Genomic DNA, 20003 nt, shown 5'->3' with positions numbered 1-20003 from the left:
GGTGTAGGCTATGAAAATTTTATTTGTTTCTCCTGTTGGAGCTATGTTTAGTGGAGCAGAAGTATCGATTGTGAACCTGATGAAATTGTTGGTTCAGCAAGGTCATGAAGTTTACAATGTAATACCGGATAATGCTCCACATATCGATAAAGACTACCTCCGTCATATGGATACAACTGGGATTAAACTATTTCAGTTAAAAACGAATCAGTGGTGGTGGCCTGAGTCTAAAACACTGGATATTTCGGATTTAGAAATTCAAGCTTCTCAACAAAAGAATATTGATGAAGTAAGAGAAATCATTCAGAATGAACAGATTGAACTGGTTATTTCGAATACAGTAAATGTGTTTCAGGGAGCAATAGCTGCTGCATGTGAAAAGGTGAGACATTTTTATATTATTCATGAATTTCCTTTTGGTGAGTTTGGCTATTATAAGGAGCTAATTCCCTTAATTGATGATTTGTCGGATAAAATTTTTGTAGTCGAAGGGGAATTGTACCACACTCTTACGAATTATTTTACGACTGATAAATTGATTCCGTTTATTCCCTATACAGAAGTTCAAGAACGTCCGCTCAAGAATTCTACCATTTCTCGTTTTGTATCAATTGGTGGAATTAACGAACGAAAAAATCAGCTAGAGGTGCTCGCTGCTTATCATCAATTAAATCGGAAAGATATTGAACTGGTCTTTATCGGAGGATGGGATGAACAGTACAAAAAGTTGATGGATGACTATATTCAAACGCATCATCTAGACCGTGTGAGTTTTGTTGGGTTTCACTCGGATCCATGGTCCTTGGTGACAGATAAAGATATCCTTGTCTTACCTGCTAAATTAGAAACATTTTCTTTGGTATTTGTGGAATCAGTCCTAAATGGTGTTCCGGCAATCATATCTGACAATTTAGGCCATTTGTCTTCTAGTAAATTTTTAGAATCTGGGAATTTATATCCACTAGAGGATAGGGATTTGCTAAGTCAAAAAATGGCTACAGTGTTTTATAATTTTGATTCATATAAAGAAAAACAACTATTGGATCAAAAAAAAGCACGAAAGAAATATACTCTTGAGACGATTTATGCTGGTTTTAGAGAATACATCGAAGTGGAGACACAAACCATTAACCAAAAGCTGTCATCCAAGTACGCTCGATTTTTGGGGATGAAATTCAAGAATCGTGATATTGAGATGATTGGAAAATCTCAGGTAGTTATTTCAGCTTCAAACGATGGTTTGCACTCAACCTACCATAAAATAATAAGAGAGAGAATGGAAAATACAGGCTCCATTATCTTTCAACTTGAAAATGAAAAGAGTCTAAAAATATTGCTTTCAGAGTTCCCAGGCTCTTATAAAAAATTATCATTGATTGCATTGGAAGATCAGAGAGAAGTTCCTCTTGCAATGTCAAATGGAATTGATCTGGATGACGTTTTAGTTTTCTTTGATACCCATCCACATATTCTTTATGATCTTTCAACTGTTTCAGGAAATCAATTTCAATTCTCCTACGAAAAAGAAGATGACGAAGGTTTTATTAAACATCAATACAATTTAGCTGAAAGTTATAGGAAATTAACTCATGATTACAACTCGGTCATCCATTCTCGCCGTTGGACCATTCCAACAAAGATCTTGAAATTCTTAAGAATAAGGAAATAATATGCAACATTTACTTTTATATGTTCACTACAATAAGTTTAATTTTATTAGTGGGCATGTACTCTACCAATTAGAAAAAATTCGTCCCTTGTATTCACGGGTGGTCTTTATCTCTAATAGTCAGCTACCAGAAGATGTGAAGGATCATTTGTCTTCCCAACAGTTGGTGGATGATATTCTTGAGCGCCAAAATAGTGGCTTTGACTTCGCTGCTTGGCGGGATGGAATGAAGACAGTCGGCTTTGATCAACTGTCTCACTTTGATTCTGTTACCCTCATGAATGATACCTGCTTTGGACCGCTTTGGGATTTAGAATCAATTTATCAGCAGTTTGAAAATGACCCTGAAGTAGATTTTTGGGGAATGACCAATTACCGGAAAGACAAGGATTTTAACGAACATATTCAGAGTTATTATCTCTGTTTTAAAAAACAGGTTATTGAATCAAGTACTTTCCATGAGTTTTGGCAGGGCGTTCAAGACTTTACCAATGTCCAAGATGTGATCGATAACTACGAGACTAAGGTCACAACGAATTTCCTGGATGCTGGTTTTCGCTATAAAACTGTCTTTGATACCATCCATGAAGATACAACTGGGATGCTCTATCCAGACTTTTCTTACTACAATCCTACAGTGATTCTTAAACATAAGGTTCCTTTCATCAAAGTCAAAACCATTGCAAACAATGAAGGAATCATGCCTTATATTTTTGATGAATTGGAGCGTGTATCGGACTATCCATTGGATTTGATTCTTAACCACATGTCTATGATTGACCGTCCGGACTATCCTTATCTCTTATCCCGTAAGTATTTGAAGGATCAAGACTTAGGAGACACATTTGATAAAAAAGTTGCGGTTCATCTCCATGTCTTTTATGTGGACCTCTTAGAAGAATTTCTAGATGCTTTCCAAGCTTTTCATTTTGCTTATGACTTGTGGATTACGACAGATGTAGAAGAGAAGAAACAGGCTATTGAGGAGATTCTTTCTAATCGGGCCCAAGTTGCGACAGTCGTGGTGACTGGAAACATTGGACGAGATGTGTTACCAATGTTGCTCTTAAAAGAGCAACTCTCTCACTATGATTATGTCGGCCATTTTCATACCAAGAAATCCAAAGAAGCAGATTTCTGGGCTGGTGAATCTTGGCGGAAAGAATTGATTGATATGTTGGTTAAACCGGCAGATAAAATCCTTGCCAATATGGAAGCCAATCCAAAAGTTGGAATCACCATCGCAGATATTCCAACCTTCTTCCGATACAATCGAATAGTGGTTGCCTGGAATGAAGTTCTCATTTCACCAGAGATGAACAAGCTCTGGCAACGGATGGGAGCGACCAAGACAATTGATTTCAAAAATCTCAATACTTTTGTTATGAGCTATGGCACCTTTGTTTGGTTTAAGTATGATGCTTTGAAACCACTCTTTGATTTGAATTTGAAAGCAGCAGATGTTCCAGCTGAACCTCTTCCTCAAAATTCGATCCTTCATGCGATTGAACGCTTATTAGTCTACATTGCCTGGGATCAAAAATATGACTTTAGGATTTCCCAAAATCCACACGTTCTCACACCATTTATCGATAATAAGCAGTTGAACAATCGAGAGGATCTCCAACCACATACCTTCGTGGACTTTAATCAAATCGGTGGGATTAAAGGAGCCTTAAAGTATATCGTGATTGGGCCAGCAAGAGCAATAAAATATATTATGTTGAGACTTCTCAAGAGAAAGTAGAGGAAATCTTGTGAGTTTATTTGATAAAGAAAAGTTAAGAAATATTATCATTGCAATCGTCTTAATCTTGTTCTCAAGGATTTTTTTGACCAGTTTATTTGAATTTACTTTGAATAAGAAAGTGTTAATTCTAATAATAGCATCAGTTATCTATCTGTTGCTGTTTAATTCAAAAGACTCTGATAAATTACCACGGAATGCGTTTCTGTTAATAGTTATATTTGGTAGTTTTATTTCTGTTGTCAAGCCAGTTCAATATGGATTGGATGAAGAGTCGCACTTGCCAAACGTCATTAGTATAACAGATAGTCCGATTTTTAAGTATTCGGATGAAAAGCTAGAAGACTATGATTCTGTATTTGGTTACGATGCTTTAAGAAACCCTGGGAAAAAATCCTCACAGTACTGGTATAGTGTAGAACATAAAGATAGTAAAATTAGAGGAACAAGAGTTGGATTTGACAATCCGGCCTTTCTCCCTAATGCTATTGGATGGTCCATCGGTAAACTGATCTCGAAAAAAGTATATGTTTCTTATTATTTAGGAAGAATTTTCGAAGTTATAGCCTTTGCAATTTTAGCTTATCTTGCATTAAAAATCAGTAAGGTATTCAGAGAAGCTATTTATCTTTTTTCTACGTTCCCAGCTGTTTTATATATTATCGCTGGTTACCATTATGATTACTTATATTTTGGAGCTAGTTTAATTGCGTTAGCATTATTAACAAATGTACTCTCTGAGAAAAATAAAGTTGATAAAAAATATGCAATTGCTTTTCAATGTACGACATTACTTTTTGCATTTTCGAAATTTCCTTTTATATTAACCGGAAGTTTGTTGTCTGTTTTACCAAATAGATATTATAAAGATAAAAAAATGAGGTCATTTTCTTCCTTACTATTTCTTTTAAATCTATTTATATCATTTATTTATGTTGGTATTATTAAATTATTCCCTTCTGGAAGTTCAATTTCAGGGGAAGGTCCAGGTCTATTTTATTTCTTAACGCATCCGTTGCCATTGTTACGAACTTTATTCTTAGCACCGCATGGAATTATTAATGATTTTATTTCAGATCCATTAAAGTATGTTTCTGAAAAATCAGCATTTTTAATCGCAGCTTCAATTTTCACTTTCTTTTTCATTCTATTCATTATTATTCTTAGAAATAAGATTGAACTGCCTAAATTCTTTAAATACTACAGTTTGCTTTTACTTTTAGGTACAGCAACCCTAATTATTGTTGCGATTTCTGGAGATCCTCGTGTATATCACACAGGTGATATTGTTGTTGGTGGGGTTCAAGGTCGTTACTATTATTATATTTTAATGTTTCTACCACTTTATTTCGGCACATGGTTCCACAAAAAAGTGGGTATAGCTGATATTGCTCAAAGTGAGGATTCACATTTTGATATATCGTTACAATATGCACTCATCTTTTTGAACATTTTAACGATTAGTATTGGGATTTATACACAAATTCAGGGTTGATTATTATAATTTAAACATCATAGTTATGGGGAGAAAAATGAAGAGAAAAAAGAAGTTTAATTTAAAAGAGTTTCTTATAAGAAACTATCAAAAATTAACGAGAACTCAACTGTATTCCTTTGCTCTCCTCGTCTTATTTCTTGTCATTAATACGTATCTAGTTCAGCATGTGATTGCCGAGAAACTAGGAGCAACGGGTTCCGTTATAGCATTGATTAATCACTGTGGGATTTATTTTGGGCTTGCAACAGTCGTTTTAGTTGCCTTAATATCTCAATATGATTTAAAGCGAATTTTTGCTTTAAAGATTATTGTATCCTATAGTGTCTATTTAATTCTTTCTTATTCAGTTGAAGTTGCCCTTCATATTAATGTACTGAAATATCAGGTATTCGATTTTGCCAAGAATGGTTTTTGGCAGACCAACTCAATTGTTTTTGTATCGGTATTAGTTGCTAGTTCACTCTTATTTTCAACTATTAGACAGTGGTTTGATAACAAGGCTGTTAAAAGAAAAACGAGACCAATTGGAAAACTATTTGAATACTTATTGCATTCTAGTATTTTAACAACTTTTGTTTTAACAGATTCTAAAATTCCTTCAACTCTCTATCGTACGACCTGGTATTTGTTTGATGGCATTGGAAAAACCGGAGGAGGCAAGTATTCCCTGTCGCAATTCTGGTTTGTCGAGTTTAGAATGATTGGTTTCTCTATTCTTTTAACTCTTATCGGATTGTTTTTTGTCAAAGGTCAAATAGACTTAGTTAAAAATAGATCGAGTTTTTCACTGGCTGTTATGACTAGTATTAGTCTAGCTATTCTATCTAACACTGGTGTGCAACTTGGACTTGGAGCAGGAGACTTGCTTGTTGGTTATTCGATTTTTCCAGGTGGAGTCGTATTTCCTATCCTCTGTCTCGTGTTTCTATATATCTCTCTATATGTATTGATCAATAGATATTGGTTTACAACGATTCTAATAGTCTTTAGTAGTGTTTCTTTCGTTGTTGCCAACGCTGTTAAATTCAGTATGAGGGGAGAACCTATTTTACCGAGTGATTTGGTCTGGTTATCTCAACCGTCCGTTTTATTTAGCTTTGTTGATGTCTCCTTTATGCTCATTGTCATAGCAGTTGCTGTTGGTTTATCGGTTACCTATATTCTCGGCAGACGATATATTTACACAGGGAAAATTATACGGTCAACGATAATTCGCTATCTTACACTTTTGGCTCTTGTATTATTTGGTTATAAAGTATATTCTATCTTTGACCAAAAAGAAAATGGCGTAATTTCGGAGAAAGTACCAGTTATCACCTTATTGAATAACTTTCAGGATACGAAATGGCTGGGGAATTCGATTAATGCCAGGTATCGGTCGTTAGCTTTTGTCTGGTTCAATCAATTGACAACAGAAGTCATGATAAAACCGGAGGGATATAGTAAAGAAAAAATGCTTGAGATTGAAAAGAAATACTCTAATCAAGCCTCTGAAATCAATCAAACAAGAAATGAAGTTATCGATCAACAGACCATCATCTATGTTCTAAGTGAGAGTTTTTCGGATCCTAGCAGAATAGAAGGAGTGACAATTTCTAGAAATCCTATCCCAAATATTCAAGATATAAAGTCAAAAGTGACAAGTGGTTTAATGAAATCAGATGGCTACGGCGGTGGTACGGCTAATATGGAATTTCAAACTTTAACAGGTTTACCATTTTATAATATCAGCCCTACCGTCTCTGTTCTATACTCAGATGTTGCTCCGAAAATGCAACCGTTAATTTCGATAAGTGATTCTTTTGCACCTAAAAATAAGGAAATTATCCATTTTGAATCAAAAATTAACTATTCAAGAGATGTTATCTATAATAGACTGGATTTTGATAAGTTTGTAAGTATTGATGACAAAAAGGAATATAATGTAGGATACCAGGAAATTCATGTTAGTGACCAATCAACCTATAATGCAGTCCTAAAAGATTTAAATCCTAAGCAGAGTCAGTTTTTCTCAGTCATTACGATGCAGAATCACGCCCCATTTATTGCAGGGGAACCATCAGATGTAACAGCTTCCGGCAAAGGTTTCTCAGAGGATGTGAATACTCGTTTGACAAATTATTCAAGGTTATTAACGTTTACTGACAAAGCCACCCAAGATTTCCTAGAAAAGCTATCCAAAATCGATAAAAAGATTACAGTTGTCTTCTATGGGGATCATTTGCCTGGTTTGTATCCAGAATCTGCCTTTAAGAACTATCCAGAAGGTCAATACCAAACAGACTACTTTATTTGGAGTAATTTCGATGCTCCTAAATTAGAATATCCTTTAGTTAACTCGAGTGATTTCTCTGCTATGGTCTTTGAACAGACCAACTCTAAAGTCTCACCTTACTATGCTCTTTTGACTGAGGTTTTGAAGAAAGCAAGTGTTGACAAAAAAGCTTTAGAAGGAGAAGCGTTGGAAATCGCTGAGGATCTCAAAATGGTTGAATATGATTTGATTAGTGGCAAAGGCTATTTATCAAAAGATTTCTTCAAAGTACCTACTGCCAAAAATTGATTCATGCTTACAAATTTCCTACCGTTTTGATCAGGTTATTTGATAACTTAAATTATTAAAAATAGAACAGGCTTTCCTGTTCTATTTTTGTTGATTTTATGCTAAACTAGTAGGAGGGGGTTCCGCATATGATTAAGATTTTTGGGAAAATCCGATACCATTGGCAGCCTGATTTATCCATGCTGATTACCTATTGGTCATTATCGGTTATACCCGTCTTTATTGGACTAGCTCTAATGTATGAGAGTTCCAGTATCCCGACGGTGGTACTCTTTTCATTCTTTCTCTTTATGGCCTTGCTGGCTGTAGGAGTGCATCGCTATTTTACGATCTACGATGATGGGATTTTACGGATTATCACGGCGAATCCTTTAACTCCTATAAAAGTTCCGATTTCATCGATTGAAAAAGTGGAAGTTACAAAGAATTCCATCAAGTTAATTTTTAACGATGGATCAAGAAGTCGGACCTTCTGTATGCGTAAGTGGCCCAAAAAATACTTTATCAATGCCTTAGCCTTGAATGATCATTTTAAGGGTGAGATTGAGTTGACAGATAACTTTATCCATGTGGACTATTATCAACTCTACTATGCAGATAATGAAAAAAGCTCTTAATCTTTAATAAGAGCTCGGGTTGGACAATTTTTAACCGCTTCTTGGATAGAAGCATCGGTAGGAAATTCTTTTTCCAATCGTTCATCCTCAGAGGCGAACTTAACGATGCCATTATCGTGATAGTCAAAAATGTCCGAATATGTTTGGCAAAGGCCACATGCGATACAACGTTCAGGTATTAAGGTTATTTTCATATCTATATTGTAATGATTTTAACAGGAAAACACAAGGAGGAAGTTATGCCGAAAGAGCCATGGGAAGAAGAAATTTATGATGACGGAGAAGAAACATTGAAACGAACAAACAAATTAAATGGGATAAAAGCTGATCGCTTGTTGACCATCTTGGCGATTATTTTCTTTATTATTATTGTAGCGATGGTCTGCTTCTTAGTTTACCTTTCTACAGGTGGAAGCGATAAGAAGAAACAAATGAGCGGTTTCTACAATGGTGAAACAACAGTCGTTGCAGCAAGCAGTGCTCCAGCTGCAGAACAGACAGAGGAAGCAAGTGCAGAAGAATCTGAAGAAGGTACGATTACAGTACTAGCTGGTGAAGGAGAAGCAGCAATTGCGGCGCGTGCTGGCATTTCGATTGCCGAATTAGAACAACTGAATCCATCTCACATGTCTACTGGATCATGGTATGCCAATCCAGGAGATGTCGTCAAGATTAAATAAAGGATAAGCTATGAAACAGATTCAAATCGCGATTGATGGCCCTGCATCTAGCGGGAAGTCAACTGTTGCTAAGATTATTGCTAAAAATTTAGGCTACACTTATCTCGATACGGGTGCCATGTATCGCGCAGCGACCTATCTGGCTCTTCGTCATGATCTGACTGAAGCAGATGTTGACCAGTTGGTTGATTTGCTGAACCAATATCCTGTGAGCTTTGGGCGCTCTGAAGACGGCCAGCAATTAGTCTTCGTAGCTGATGTCGATGTGACTCATCCAATTCGTGACAATGAAGTGACCAACAATGTCTCTTGGGTATCTGCCTTGGCTCCTGTGCGTGAGCGCTTGGTAGCCCAGCAACAACAGATTGCTGCTCAAGGTGGGATCGTCATGGACGGTCGTGATATTGGGACGGTTGTCTTACCAAATGCAGAATTGAAGATTTTCCTAGTGGCTTCTGTAGAAGAACGTGCAGTACGTCGCTATAAGGAAAATTTGAGCAAGGGCATTGAAACAGATTTAGAAGTATTGAAAAAAGAAATTGCTGATCGGGACTACAAAGACAGTCACCGAGAGGTTTCGCCATTGAAACCAGCAGACGATGCCATTCATTTTGATACGACTGGTGTCGGGATTGATCAAGTGGTTGCATTTATTGAAGAAAAAGCAAAAAAAATCCTTGACAATCCATCATAAACTTGATATCATATAAAAGTTGAGAAAAGCAGAAGTGAGAACTTCTCGCCTTGCGACTAACGTTGTCTGGCCCCTACGGATCAAGTTTCAGAAATGAAATATAATCATGTAGTGCGGGTTTGCGTTAGCAAGTCCGCTCTTGTTTTTCTCTAAAATAAAAAAAGAGGTGAAAACCATAGCAAAGCAAGACTTATTCATCAATGATGAAATTCGTGTACGTGAAGTTCGCTTAATCGGTCTTGAGGGCGAACAATTGGGTATCAAACCACTTGGTGAAGCGCAAGCACTTGCGGACGACGCTAATGTGGACTTGGTTCTCATTCAACCTCAAGCTAAACCTCCTGTTGCGAAAATTATGGACTACGGTAAGTTCAAATTTGAGTACCAGAAGAAACAAAAAGAACAACGCAAAAAACAAAGCGTTGTGACCGTGAAAGAAGTTCGTTTGAGCCCAGTTATTGACAAGGGTGATTTCGATACAAAACTTCGCAATGCTCGCAAGTTCCTTGAAAAAGGGAACAAAGTGAAGGTTTCCATTCGCTTTAAGGGTCGTATGATCACCCATAAAGAGATTGGGGCAAAAGTTTTAGCCGATTTCGCTGAAGCAACTCAAGATATTGCTATCATCGAACAACGTGCTAAAATGGATGGTCGTCAAATGTTCATGCAGTTGGCACCAGCAACTGACAAGAAATAATCTGTCAGAAAGTTAAAAAAAGGAGAAAATATCATGCCAAAACAAAAAACACACCGCGCATCAGCTAAACGTTTCAAACGTACAGGTTCTGGTGGACTTAAACGTTTCCGTGCTTACACTTCTCACCGTTTCCACGGAAAAACTAAGAAACAACGTCGTCATCTTCGTAAAGCATCTATGGTGCATTCAGGAGATTTCAAACGTATCAAAGCAATGCTTACTCGCTTGAAATAATCGCGTATTTGTAAGTAAAGAATTCTAGGAAATATTGGAGGAAATATAAATGGCACGTGTTAAAGGTGGCGTTGTATCACGCAAACGTCGTAAACGTATTCTTAAATTAGCTAAAGGTTACTATGGAGCTAAACACATCTTGTTCCGTACTGCAAAAGAACAAGTAATGAACTCTTACTACTATGCATACCGTGACCGTCGTCAAAAGAAACGTGACTTCCGCAAATTGTGGATCACACGTATCAATGCGGCAGCTCGTATGAACGGACTTTCATACTCACAATTGATGCATGGTTTGAAATTGGCTGAGATCGAAGTTAACCGTAAAATGCTTGCTGACTTGGCTGTTAACGATGCAGCAGCTTTCACAGCTCTTGCAGATGCAGCTAAAGCAAAACTTGGTAAATAATTAATAAAGAGATCCGCATGGATCTCTTTTTCTTTGAGTGAACGAATCGGCTGTGACAGTGTTATCTTTTTTTCTTGCTGATTTCGTGCTATAATGAAAAAAATTTAGAATGTTCATGAAGGAGGACAAGACTGTGGGACATAAACGATTAGCTTGGGATGAGTATTTTGCAGCACAGGCTTTGTTAATATCAAATCGAGCAACTTGTAAGCGAGCCAAGGTGGGTGCTGTATTGGTCAAGGATCATAAGGTGGTTGCGACGGGTTACAATGGCTCTGTCTCTGGTACGGAGCATTGCTTGGATCATGACTGCCTCATGGTGGAGGGACACTGTGTTCGGACCCTCCATGCAGAGGTCAATGCCATTTTACAGGGAGCGGAACGGGGGATTCCCAAAGGTTTCACAGCCTATGTGACCCATTTCCCTTGCCTCAACTGTACCAAGCAGCTGCTTCAAGTAGGCTGCAAGCGGGTAGTTTATATCCATCAATACCGCATCGATGAATATGCTCAGTATCTCTATCGTGAAAAAGAAGTAGAGCTAGTCCTTCTTCCATTGGAAGTGGTCAAAGAAGCTATTGCAGAGGCAGACTTTATTTAAGAATGGATTGCTGTCTCACTACCTACAATTATATTGAAAGCTTATTTTTGAGTTCACGCTTCACTGATTCGTCTAGAGGGAGGAGATTGTGATGAACCGTAAAATTTGCTACCTCATTCTCTTACTAGTCCAGATTCTTGAGGCTCTTTTTCAAGTATTTATGCTCTTATCCGGAGAGCCTGGAAACGGAGAGAATCCCCCTATTATCTGGTTGTCAATCATTCAGATTCTTTTATGGATGGCTATTCAAGTCTTTCTCACAGTTAAAATCTGGAAAGACCAGGAGAAGGCGGAGGGGCTTCTTCTTTATGCTCTCTTCCTCGTCCTCAGCATCTTTTGGCCACAAGAGGTTCCCATTGCTTTGTTTGGTACTGAGGTTGTGATGAGACTTTCTCAACTTCCAACCTTAGCGATTGTCCTGATCATGATCAATAAGGTGGAGTGGCCTCGTCTTCGTTCTTTAGTTGGTCAGGAAGGGACTTGGTATCCAATCGTTCCGTTGGTTTCCTTGGGGATCAGTATCTTACAATTGGTCGATAGGATTCCTGTTGTCTTACGCTTGTGGAATATATTGGATCATTCAAAATCTGACTTTTACTGGAGATTGTTTGAAGGAGTGGACCAAGAAGTCCTGCTAGTCATTTTGTTGACTTGCCTTCTCGTCCTTAAGAATCAGAAGGTTCTATTTGTGCTTAGTTGTCTTTATGGTTGTTACTATCTCCCTTCTGTCACACTAGACCTGCTTGTTTTAAAGACGACTTCACCCATCCCTTTTTACCATTCTGTTATTTCCCTTTATCTGGTATATAGACAGAAGGAAAGTTTGCAAAAGATCTTTGGGACGCGGTCAAGCGCCCTTGCTAAGCGAGAAGGTGCTGCATATGGAGATGAAGAAGAGCCAGCTGAGCGGTTAGAAAGTCAAAATGGTTCAGATGAAGGAAGCTCCGGAAATAAGGAATCTTCGTCCTTATTACCCGATTTGCTTACTTATCCAAAACGATACGGCTATCCTAATGTATTCGTCTTGATAAAAGAAAAATTAGTCATCGCTCCTCTTGTTATGTTATTTGGGAACAAATCGAGCGATAGGGGAGAAGGAGTTGTAACAAAGGACTTAGAGGCTGGGCAGGAGAAGCCTACAGTGGATGTGACAGTTGAGCAAGACAGCAATAGCCAGCAGTCACTTGAGACATCTAGAGAGCCTCTTAACAGGAACTTAAGCAAGGAAGAAAATGCATCGTCTATGTTTTCGTATCTCTTTGCTCTCCCAAAATGGTTAGGTCTTGCTTATTATGGCTTGGGTATTATTGGACTCATCCTGACAGGCCCTTTTGCCTTCATCATTTTTTATGCAACGGGTATTCATTTGGTTTTATTTACTATCGGCTTTGTCTCAACCCAGTTCGCATTGGCGATAGATTCTCGAATCTTTTGGGCTTCTGCATGTATTTTCTACGGGCTATCAGCTGTTTATGGCTTGCTGTGGCCACTACAGATCCTATCTTTCTGTTTAGCCATCGATGTCCTACTAGCTACTTTCTTTTGGATGAAACGACCAAAGGATACTAGGGAAAATAATTTTTGAAAAGAAAAAAGGCTCTATCATTGCGATAGAGTCTTTATTTGTTATTTTACTTCGCCACCTTCAACAACGAGGTCATCTGCTTTTGCAGCATCGCCGTAGGTTGGGTGAAGAGTTTTTTCATAAGCTTTGTGGAAGAAGTTTTCTTTTCCAAGCTTTTGAATGTCATCGTTAATGAAATCAAGGAGTTCTTTGTTTCCTTTTTGAACCGCTGGTGCGATAGTATCTGGATTACCAAGTGAAGTAATTCCAACTTCGTATCCTTTGTTTTCAAGGGCCCAGGCAAGAACTTCTGTGTTGTCTGTTGAGAAGGCATCGCCACGTCCATCTAGGAGAGCTTGATAGGCATCGCTATATTGGTCATATTTTTGAAGTTTCACTTCTGGATGGTTCTTTTCAAAGTAGGTTTCAGCAGTAGTTCCCTTGGTTACAATCAAGGTTTTTCCTTCCAATTGTTTCACATCAGTGATGACCTTATCTTTAGGAGACACCACACCGAGTGAAACCTTCATGTAAGGAAGGGCGAAGTCTACTTGTTTCTTCCGCTCATCAGTTACGGTGAAGTTGGCCAATGTGATATCCACTTTATTGGAGATCAAGTATTCCGCACGGTTAGCCGCATCCACTGATACATATTTCGGTTTGACACCAAGGTCTTTAGCTAATTGGTTTCCTAGTTCGATATCGTAACCTTGGTAGGATCCATCATTATCAACATAACCAAAAGGTTTTTTGTCTCCAAAGACTGCGATACGAAGCTCGCCACTTTTCTTGATTTCTTCAATGGTACGTGCTTTAGAGCCGGTAGAAGAAGATGATGACTTGCTAGAGCCACATGCAGTGATAAAGAGCAAAGCGAGAGCGAAGGTAAAAAGAACTAAAATTGGTTTAATGAATTTCATAAAAATCTCCTTTATAGATATGAGCCAAATTGGCTAAAGTCAAATACATTTAAAAATTCTTGTGCTCGTTGGGTTTGTGGGTTGGTAAAGAAGGAGTGAGCACTTCCTTCTTCGGCAATTTTGCCCTGATCCAAGAAAATGATTCGATCGGCAATAGCTTGTGCGAACTGTAACTCGTGAGTCACCAGAATCATGGTCCGTCCTTCTTGGGCCAGGTCGTTGATGAGTTCTAAAACTTCCCGGACCATCTCAGGGTCTAGAGAGGCTGTCACTTCATCGAAGAGGATAATTTCTGGATGCATGAGGAGGGAGCGAACGATGGCTACCCGTTGCTTCTGTCCACCAGACAACTGCCTTGCGTAGCTATGTTTCTTCTCCAAGAGACCGACCCGTTCCAGTAACTCTTCTGCTTCCTTGATGACTTCCTCTTTAGCTCGTCCTTGAGCTTTTGTAGGACCAAGAATCAAGTTTTGGAGAACGTCTAAATGAGGGAAGAGTTCATAACTTTGGAAGACCATCCCAATCTTTTGGCGGACCAGGTGGAAGTCCTTTTGATTCTTGGTAATGGATTGACCATCCAAGAGAATATCGCCAGCTTGGATGCTTTCTAAGCCATTGATACAACGAAGGAGGGTACTCTTACCACAACCAGAAGGCCCCAAGATCACCACGACCTCCCCTTTTTGAACCTTGAGGGAAAGCCCTTGGAGGATAGGAGTGTCTCCAAAGGATTTTTTTAGGTCCTTGATTTCTAAAATGGTTTCAGACATATTAATTCCTCCAGTGGTTTTCTAACAGTCCTGCTAATTTGGAAATAGGGAAGCAAACAATAAAGTACAAGACTAAAATAGTTCCATAAATCCAAAAAGAAGCGGTTGGGATGGTCAGGCGGTTGCTATCGATGATTTGCTGGCCGACCTTGGTAACTTCTACAACCCCGATGAGGACCACTAAGGAGGTTGTTTTTATCATACGCGTAATCAAGTTAATAGCTTGTGGAAGCAATCGTCTGAGAACCTGTGGGATGATGATGTAGCGATATAGTTGGACCTTGCTTAATCCTAAGGCTTGTCCACTTTCAAACTGGTGTTTTGGAAGAGAAGTGATGGCCCCTCGGACCAAATCCCCCATCTCAGCCGTTCCCCAAAGGGTAAAGACGATAATAGCTGAACTTTCACCAGAAATGTTGATGTTGAAGTTGCGGGCCAAGCCGAAGTATACGATAAAGAGCAGGACCAACTGAGGCATGATCCGGATAAATTCCAGATAAAAGCGAGTGAGCAGACGAATGACTTTTGAATGAGAAGTCATCACGATTCCGAGTAAAGTTCCAAGGATCATGGATAGGAAGACAGAGATAATGGAAATTCCAATGGTCACGCCCAAGCCTTGGAGTATCCGAAGGAGATTATTTCCCTGAAAGAGTACTTGGATTCCCGAATCCTGCATGGCGTAATCTCCTTTCTATCCAACTAAAGAGAAGTGAAATCGGTAGTAAGAGAAGCAGATAGGCAATAACCAACATGGTCAGGGCGATATCTGTCTCGTAATAGAGTCCAATCAAATCTTTTGCTACATACATGAGGTCAGCTAAAGCGACTACAGAGAATACAGAGGTCTCTTTAATCAGGAAAATGACATTGGCACTAAAGGAAGGCAGAGCCACTGCGGTCGCTTGTGGTAGAATCACATAGCGAAAGACCTGTCGGGGTGTTAGCCCAATGGAGAGACCGATTTCATGCTGGGTTTGGCTGACAGCTTCTAGACCGCTTCGGAAGGACTCAGCCATATAGGAACCACCTAAAAAGATGAGACCAATGGTTGCACAGACTTCTGAAGAAAGGACGATTCCTATCCTTGGCAATCCAAAGTAGAGGAAGAAGAGCTGAATCAAGAGCGGTGTATTTCGAGAAAGTTCGATGTAACAGCCAGCTAGTTGACTTAAAATCGGTAAACGATAGTGTCGGATGATACTGACAATCAGTCCTAAAAGAAATGAACCTAAAATCCCCCATACAGCAATGTGAAAGGTCAAGAAAAAGGCCTGCTGGTAGAGTGGAAAGTATTGTTCAACAATTGACCAATCCAAAAATGATTTCCTCCTCTCTAATGAGCAAGGAAAAAAGAAATGCTACCTTACTGATTAGAAAATAATACTGTCACATTGTAACACGAAAAAAAACATTTGAATAATATGGAAAATTTATCAAGCTGATAGATAAATTTTATCACCCGTCATAGCCGATGCAATAGATTATCAAATGGGGTATAATAGGAGTAAGAAATACCAAATCACTTAACCTTATAAAAGAGGAGGAAGGGCGATGACAGACCAAGATCCAAAGTATGAATCAAACCAAGAGCATCAAGGTGTGCTTGAGGGGACTGTTCAGTCATCCATGGCGGGTGAAGAGCAGAATCCCAAAGAAAATAAAGACAAAGAGGCATATGTTTTAGGAGATACTCTCCTTTCTAACAATGAGATGAGGACAGAAAAAAGAGTCGGAAGTACGATAGTACTATCTATTGCACTTGTTTTCGCAACTATATACCTAGGATGGTCTCTACTCGTCGCGATCGCATTTAGAGAATGGACAATTATGTTACAACTCCATTTTCTCTGTATTATCATTGCTACCCTTCTGCTTTGGAGCGGAAAAACGATTGGGAATAGAACAAGTCTCTATACATCTGCAGTTTTATTTTTTGTTTCGATGATTGCAGTGTATGACCAAGCTGGGGGAATATTTTTGTTTATGCCTCTTATAATAGCTATAGTGGTTTTTTTCGGAACTGTAATGTTTGATAATGGAGAGTAATTATAGAAGATAGGGCGTAAAATCCTACCTTTTTTATATAGCGAGAAAACATGGAGGAAGCGGTTACAAATTGTGGTATAATGAGAGGTAACAAATCAATTTATACTTTACTTTGAAAGTGGAGTGAAATAAATGTCTAGAAATAAATGGTATCCGGGCTAATTTATTTTGTAACCTTTCTTTATATTTCGACTGTTTGGATAGCAGGTAGTGAAAATGGATTGGGTACGATTATGTTCTTCGATTAGAAAAGAGCATACCTGGTATCCGATCGTTCCGTTGGTTTCCTTGGGCGTCACTATCCTGCAATTCCTTGGTAGGATTCCAGTTGTCTTACGGTTAATGAAAAGAATGATGAAATAGTGTATAAATGTTTTAAGAGAAAACATAAATAAAGTAATAAGAAAAGGGAGGAGAATGCTATGGCAAATCAGCAGAATAATGTTGAAGAAACTAAAGATACGATTAGGATAAGTGGAGATGGTTTTTATTCGGCACCTATCCAGAATTATCCAACAAAAATCAAATTTACCTCCATTCTTCTTTCAGTCGCCTTTTACTTATCCATTATCTATCTTGTATTGTTTATCTCTTACTTTGCACTTTCGGGTAATGCTTGGGGACTTTTCATTTTAATTTTTCTAGGACCAAACTTATTAAGTATTGTTATTGGGGCCATTTTTCTTAGAATAGGGATGGAGAAAGGGAATAAGACGCTACTCTATACGAGTTTCGTACTTTATATACTGTCCATTATTTTAGCTTATGATCCAGACTGGGGAGTTTTCCGAATTGCACCGATAGTTTTATCTATTCTCGTTTTAATAGGAACAATCCTAGCGAAAGAAGATAAAGAAGTATTGAGATATTAAGAAGGGGGAAACTCTTTTAAATCAGTATTTGCTTGATCAATGATCCTATCGAGTCAAGAAATTCTACCAATTTGTATATTTTAAAAATGTCATTAGATGCATGGAAGAATTCAGTGAATATCACTTATAAAATCGTTTATTCCAGCATTTTAAGAAAAGCAAAATATTTTAGAAAAATGTCAGGAGAAAATTATGACAGATCAACAGCTAAATTGTGAAACAAACCAAGACAAAGACGGAATGCCTGAAGAATCTATTCAGCAACGAATGGGGGCTCAAGTACCAGAAAACCCTGCTCAGCCACCAATGGGGTCTCAAGTCCCAGAAAACCCTGCTCAGCCACCAATGGCAGAACAAGGCCTAGAAAATCCTGTTCAGCCACCAATGGCGTATCAAGTCCCAGAAAATCCTACTCAGCCACCAATGACATATCAAGATCTAGAAAATCCTGTTCAACCACAAATGGCGGATCAAGGTCCAGAAAATCCTGCTCAGCCACAAATGGCGGAACAAGCCCCAGAAAATTCTGTTCCTAATAGGGGCCTTCTAACTCTTGTATTTTTCGTAAATATGGGCTTACTGATGCTTTTTATAGGTAGTGCTCTGGTAATGGGAGGATGGGCGATTGTCTTTTTGTTCTTTTTGGGCTCTTACCTTACTTGTTACATTGCTGCGACAGTCTTGCTTGGCATTGGTACGAAAACGGCTAATAAGACGATGCTATTTGTTTCAGTAACTCTCTATTTTGCGTCCATGCTTTTTGCTGGTGATCCAGCTTGGTTAGGTATTCAAATTCCATCTATCATTTCCACTATCCTTGTATTAATAGGGACCTTGCTACTGTAGGAATTAGAGTTGGAAAGAGGTTAAGTTAAAAGATATAGTTTCAAACTATATCTTTTTCTTTTTATAAAAAAAGGAATACTGGTGAAAAATCGTGATATAATAGTTAAGTTATATGGTCCCGATAAGGTGGTAGAAAGCATCTACCAGTTCTTTGTAACTCTATAACAATTATTTTTTAAGGGGGGACATTTTTATGTCAGAACGTAAATTATTCACGTCTGAATCGGTATCTGAGGGGCATCCAGATAAGATTGCAGACCAAATTTCAGATGCTATTTTGGATGCTATTTTAGAGCAAGATCCAGAAGCACACGTGGCTGCAGAAACAGCTGTTTATACTGGTTCCGTGCATGTCTTTGGTGAGATCTCAACTACAGCTTATGTCGATATTAACCGTGTGGTTCGTGATACCATTGCAGAGATCGGTTATACAAACACTGAGTATGGATTCTCGGCTGAAACAGTGGGAGTCCACCCATCTTTGGTGGAACAATCTCCTGATATCGCTCAAGGGGTTAATGAAGCTTTGGAAGTCCGTGGAAACGCAGACCAAGATCCACTTGACTTGATTGGTGCAGGTGACCAAGGTCTCATGTTTGGTTTTGCGGTGGATGAAACAGAAGAACTCATGCCATTACCAATTTCACTCAGTCACAAGTTGGTTCGTCGGTTGGCAGAGCTTCGGAAGTCTGGTGAAATCAGCTACCTTCGTCCAGATGCCAAGTCACAAGTCACTGTTGAGTATGATGAAAATGACCAGCCAGTGCGCGTGGATACGGTGGTTATTTCAACTCAACACGATCCAGATGTCAGCAATGAACAAATCCACCAGGATGTGATCAATAAGGTCATCAAGGAAGTGATTCCAGCTTCTTACCTGGATGATGAGACTAAATTCTTTATCAATCCAACAGGTCGATTCGTTATCGGAGGACCTCAAGGAGACTCAGGTTTGACGGGTCGGAAGATTATCGTAGATACCTATGGTGGTTACTCACGTCACGGTGGTGGTGCCTTCTCTGGTAAGGACGCAACTAAGGTGGACCGTTCAGCTTCTTATGCAGCTCGCTATATCGCTAAAAACATTGTTGCTGCAGGTCTTGCTAAGAAAGCAGAAGTGCAATTGGCTTATGCGATTGGGGTGGCTCACCCTGTATCTGTTCGTATCGATACTTTCGGTACAGGAACAGTTGCTGAAAGCAAATTAGAAGCAGCAGCGCGTCAAATCTTTGACCTTCGTCCTGCAGGGATTATTCAAATGTTGGATCTCAAACGTCCAATCTACCGTCAAACAGCGGCTTATGGACATATGGGACGTACTGATATCGATCTACCATGGGAACGTTTGGACAAGGTAGAAGCCTTAAAAGAAGCAGTTAACTAAGGAGATAGAAAGGAGGCCGGGACAAAAGTCCTAGCCTCTCAATTATCTTTGGATTATCGAGCAAGACGCAGTGGTTGAGTGGGCTCTACTACGCTGATTTCATCAGCTTTTACAGCCCTACTCAACTGTGCGGAGGTGGGACGACGAAATCGAATTCTAACGAATTACCGATTTCTGTCCCACTCTCTT

At 38.9% G+C, this 20003-nt stretch carries 21 protein-coding genes and 1 other annotated feature; of the genes, 16 read left to right on the top strand and 5 right to left on the bottom strand.

Annotated features, from left to right (window positions below):
- Nucleotides 1-10 precede the first annotated feature (10 nt).
- From ABT997_RS01330 to ABT997_RS01310, 5 genes are all read left to right on the top strand, one after another.
- A complete protein-coding gene (locus tag ABT997_RS01330; RefSeq protein WP_195549954.1) occupies nt 11-1669 on the top strand; it encodes a glycosyltransferase family 4 protein in 1659 nt (552 codons plus the stop codon).
- 1 nt (nt 1670) lies between these two features.
- Nucleotides 1671-3416, top strand: a complete 1746-nt coding sequence (locus ABT997_RS01325; protein ID WP_006596038.1) for a rhamnan synthesis F family protein — start codon at nt 1671-1673, stop codon at nt 3414-3416.
- 10 nt (nt 3417-3426) lie between these two features.
- Nucleotides 3427-4911, top strand: a complete 1485-nt coding sequence (locus tag ABT997_RS01320) for a DUF2142 domain-containing protein (RefSeq protein ID WP_006596039.1) — start codon at nt 3427-3429, stop codon at nt 4909-4911.
- A gap of 37 nt (nt 4912-4948) precedes the next feature.
- Complete coding sequence (locus ABT997_RS01315) at nt 4949-7477, top strand: LTA synthase family protein (protein WP_350018557.1); 2529 nt, start codon at nt 4949-4951, stop codon at nt 7475-7477.
- A gap of 128 nt (nt 7478-7605) precedes the next feature.
- Complete coding sequence (locus ABT997_RS01310; protein ID WP_006596041.1) at nt 7606-8094, top strand: EbsA family protein; 489 nt, start codon at nt 7606-7608, stop codon at nt 8092-8094.
- Here ABT997_RS01310 and ABT997_RS01305 read toward each other — a convergent pair.
- Nucleotides 8091-8288, bottom strand: coding sequence for a ferredoxin (locus tag ABT997_RS01305; protein WP_006596042.1), 198 nt, complete (start codon nt 8286-8288; stop codon nt 8091-8093). The genes ABT997_RS01310 and ABT997_RS01305 overlap by 4 nt on opposite strands.
- A 45-nt stretch (nt 8289-8333) precedes the next feature.
- On the opposite strand from ABT997_RS01305, the gene ABT997_RS01300 reads away from it, so the two are divergent.
- From ABT997_RS01300 to ABT997_RS01270, 7 genes are all read left to right on the top strand, one after another.
- Nucleotides 8334-8774, top strand: coding sequence for an SAG1386/EF1546 family surface-associated protein (locus tag ABT997_RS01300; RefSeq protein WP_006597409.1), 441 nt, complete (start codon nt 8334-8336; stop codon nt 8772-8774).
- A 10-nt stretch (nt 8775-8784) separates the two neighbouring features.
- Nucleotides 8785-9468: a (d)CMP kinase gene (cmk, locus tag ABT997_RS01295; protein ID WP_350018556.1), complete on the top strand. Its 684-nt coding sequence runs from the start codon at nt 8785-8787 to the stop codon at nt 9466-9468.
- A gap of 20 nt (nt 9469-9488) precedes the next feature.
- Nucleotides 9489-9619, top strand: a sequence feature (ribosomal protein L20 leader region).
- A 15-nt stretch (nt 9620-9634) separates the two neighbouring features.
- A complete protein-coding gene (infC, locus tag ABT997_RS01290) occupies nt 9635-10165 on the top strand; it encodes a translation initiation factor IF-3 (protein WP_006597373.1) in 531 nt (176 codons plus the stop codon).
- 33 nt (nt 10166-10198) lie between these two features.
- On the top strand, nt 10199-10399 hold the full coding sequence (gene rpmI / locus ABT997_RS01285; protein ID WP_001125942.1) for a 50S ribosomal protein L35: 201 nt from the start codon (nt 10199-10201) through the stop codon (nt 10397-10399).
- A gap of 49 nt (nt 10400-10448) precedes the next feature.
- Complete coding sequence (gene rplT, locus ABT997_RS01280; RefSeq protein ID WP_000124834.1) at nt 10449-10808, top strand: 50S ribosomal protein L20; 360 nt, start codon at nt 10449-10451, stop codon at nt 10806-10808.
- A 133-nt stretch (nt 10809-10941) separates the two neighbouring features.
- The gene (locus tag ABT997_RS01275; RefSeq protein WP_195549953.1) at nt 10942-11409 is read left to right on the top strand and encodes a deoxycytidylate deaminase; all 468 of its coding nucleotides are present in this window, start codon (nt 10942-10944) and stop codon (nt 11407-11409) included.
- 91 nt (nt 11410-11500) lie between these two features.
- Nucleotides 11501-12994: a hypothetical protein gene (locus ABT997_RS01270; RefSeq protein ID WP_048716912.1), complete on the top strand. Its 1494-nt coding sequence runs from the start codon at nt 11501-11503 to the stop codon at nt 12992-12994.
- 41 nt (nt 12995-13035) lie between these two features.
- Here the strand turns inward: ABT997_RS01270 and ABT997_RS01265 are convergent, their stop codons facing one another.
- From ABT997_RS01265 to ABT997_RS01250, 4 genes are read right to left on the bottom strand one after another with little or no spacing between them, the layout of a single operon-like run.
- The gene (locus ABT997_RS01265; RefSeq protein WP_048716914.1) at nt 13036-13893 is read right to left on the bottom strand and encodes a cysteine ABC transporter substrate-binding protein; all 858 of its coding nucleotides are present in this window, start codon (nt 13891-13893) and stop codon (nt 13036-13038) included.
- 11 nt (nt 13894-13904) lie between these two features.
- Nucleotides 13905-14663: an amino acid ABC transporter ATP-binding protein gene (locus ABT997_RS01260; protein ID WP_048716917.1), complete on the bottom strand. Its 759-nt coding sequence runs from the start codon at nt 14661-14663 to the stop codon at nt 13905-13907.
- Between the two features lies 1 nt (nt 14664).
- Complete coding sequence (locus ABT997_RS01255; protein ID WP_048716919.1) at nt 14665-15342, bottom strand: amino acid ABC transporter permease; 678 nt, start codon at nt 15340-15342, stop codon at nt 14665-14667.
- A complete protein-coding gene (locus ABT997_RS01250) occupies nt 15302-15982 on the bottom strand; it encodes an amino acid ABC transporter permease (RefSeq protein WP_048716920.1) in 681 nt (226 codons plus the stop codon). The genes ABT997_RS01255 and ABT997_RS01250 overlap by 41 nt, the downstream gene beginning before the upstream one ends.
- A 235-nt stretch (nt 15983-16217) precedes the next feature.
- Here ABT997_RS01250 and ABT997_RS01245 point away from each other — a divergent pair, with 235 nt between their 5' ends.
- From ABT997_RS01245 to metK, 4 genes are all read left to right on the top strand, one after another.
- Complete coding sequence (locus tag ABT997_RS01245; RefSeq protein ID WP_048716922.1) at nt 16218-16712, top strand: hypothetical protein; 495 nt, start codon at nt 16218-16220, stop codon at nt 16710-16712.
- Nucleotides 16713-17134: 422 nt separating this feature from the next.
- Nucleotides 17135-17584: a hypothetical protein gene (locus ABT997_RS01240; RefSeq protein ID WP_048716924.1), complete on the top strand. Its 450-nt coding sequence runs from the start codon at nt 17135-17137 to the stop codon at nt 17582-17584.
- 192 nt (nt 17585-17776) lie between these two features.
- Nucleotides 17777-18430, top strand: a complete 654-nt coding sequence (locus ABT997_RS01235; RefSeq protein WP_048716927.1) for an ABC transporter permease — start codon at nt 17777-17779, stop codon at nt 18428-18430.
- A gap of 193 nt (nt 18431-18623) precedes the next feature.
- Nucleotides 18624-19814 carry a methionine adenosyltransferase gene (metK, locus tag ABT997_RS01230; protein WP_048716930.1) on the top strand — a complete coding sequence of 397 codons (1191 nt, stop codon included), beginning with the start codon at nt 18624-18626 and terminating at the stop codon, nt 19812-19814.
- Nucleotides 19815-20003 lie beyond the last annotated feature (189 nt).

Origin of the sequence: Streptococcus australis (assembly GCF_040226615.1) — a bacterium.
GTDB lineage: Bacteria > Bacillota > Bacilli > Lactobacillales > Streptococcaceae > Streptococcus > Streptococcus australis_E.
Note: the sequence above shows the minus strand (reverse complement) of the source record. Positions and strands in the feature narration are given on the sequence as shown.

What these genes read in the sequence shown, in the direction of transcription:
- ABT997_RS01330 (WP_195549954.1), top strand. Translation starts at nt 11, where the DNA reads ATGAAAATTTTATTTGTTTCTCCTGTTGGAGCTATGTTTAGTGGAGCA.
- ABT997_RS01325 (WP_006596038.1), top strand. Translation starts at nt 1,671, where the DNA reads ATGCAACATTTACTTTTATATGTTCACTACAATAAGTTTAATTTTATT.
- ABT997_RS01315 (WP_350018557.1), top strand. Translation starts at nt 4,949, where the DNA reads ATGAAGAGAAAAAAGAAGTTTAATTTAAAAGAGTTTCTTATAAGAAAC.
- ABT997_RS01310 (WP_006596041.1), top strand. Translation starts at nt 7,606, where the DNA reads ATGATTAAGATTTTTGGGAAAATCCGATACCATTGGCAGCCTGATTTA.
- ABT997_RS01305 (WP_006596042.1), bottom strand. Translation starts at nt 8,288, where the DNA reads ATGAAAATAACCTTAATACCTGAACGTTGTATCGCATGTGGCCTTTGC.
- ABT997_RS01300 (WP_006597409.1), top strand. Translation starts at nt 8,334, where the DNA reads ATGCCGAAAGAGCCATGGGAAGAAGAAATTTATGATGACGGAGAAGAA.
- cmk (WP_350018556.1), top strand. Translation starts at nt 8,785, where the DNA reads ATGAAACAGATTCAAATCGCGATTGATGGCCCTGCATCTAGCGGGAAG.
- rpmI (WP_001125942.1), top strand. Translation starts at nt 10,199, where the DNA reads ATGCCAAAACAAAAAACACACCGCGCATCAGCTAAACGTTTCAAACGT.
- rplT (WP_000124834.1), top strand. Translation starts at nt 10,449, where the DNA reads ATGGCACGTGTTAAAGGTGGCGTTGTATCACGCAAACGTCGTAAACGT.
- ABT997_RS01270 (WP_048716912.1), top strand. Translation starts at nt 11,501, where the DNA reads ATGAACCGTAAAATTTGCTACCTCATTCTCTTACTAGTCCAGATTCTT.
- ABT997_RS01265 (WP_048716914.1), bottom strand. Translation starts at nt 13,893, where the DNA reads ATGAAATTCATTAAACCAATTTTAGTTCTTTTTACCTTCGCTCTCGCT.
- ABT997_RS01260 (WP_048716917.1), bottom strand. Translation starts at nt 14,663, where the DNA reads ATGTCTGAAACCATTTTAGAAATCAAGGACCTAAAAAAATCCTTTGGA.
- ABT997_RS01255 (WP_048716919.1), bottom strand. Translation starts at nt 15,342, where the DNA reads ATGCAGGATTCGGGAATCCAAGTACTCTTTCAGGGAAATAATCTCCTT.
- ABT997_RS01245 (WP_048716922.1), top strand. Translation starts at nt 16,218, where the DNA reads ATGACAGACCAAGATCCAAAGTATGAATCAAACCAAGAGCATCAAGGT.
- ABT997_RS01240 (WP_048716924.1), top strand. Translation starts at nt 17,135, where the DNA reads ATGGCAAATCAGCAGAATAATGTTGAAGAAACTAAAGATACGATTAGG.
- ABT997_RS01235 (WP_048716927.1), top strand. Translation starts at nt 17,777, where the DNA reads ATGACAGATCAACAGCTAAATTGTGAAACAAACCAAGACAAAGACGGA.
- metK (WP_048716930.1), top strand. Translation starts at nt 18,624, where the DNA reads ATGTCAGAACGTAAATTATTCACGTCTGAATCGGTATCTGAGGGGCAT.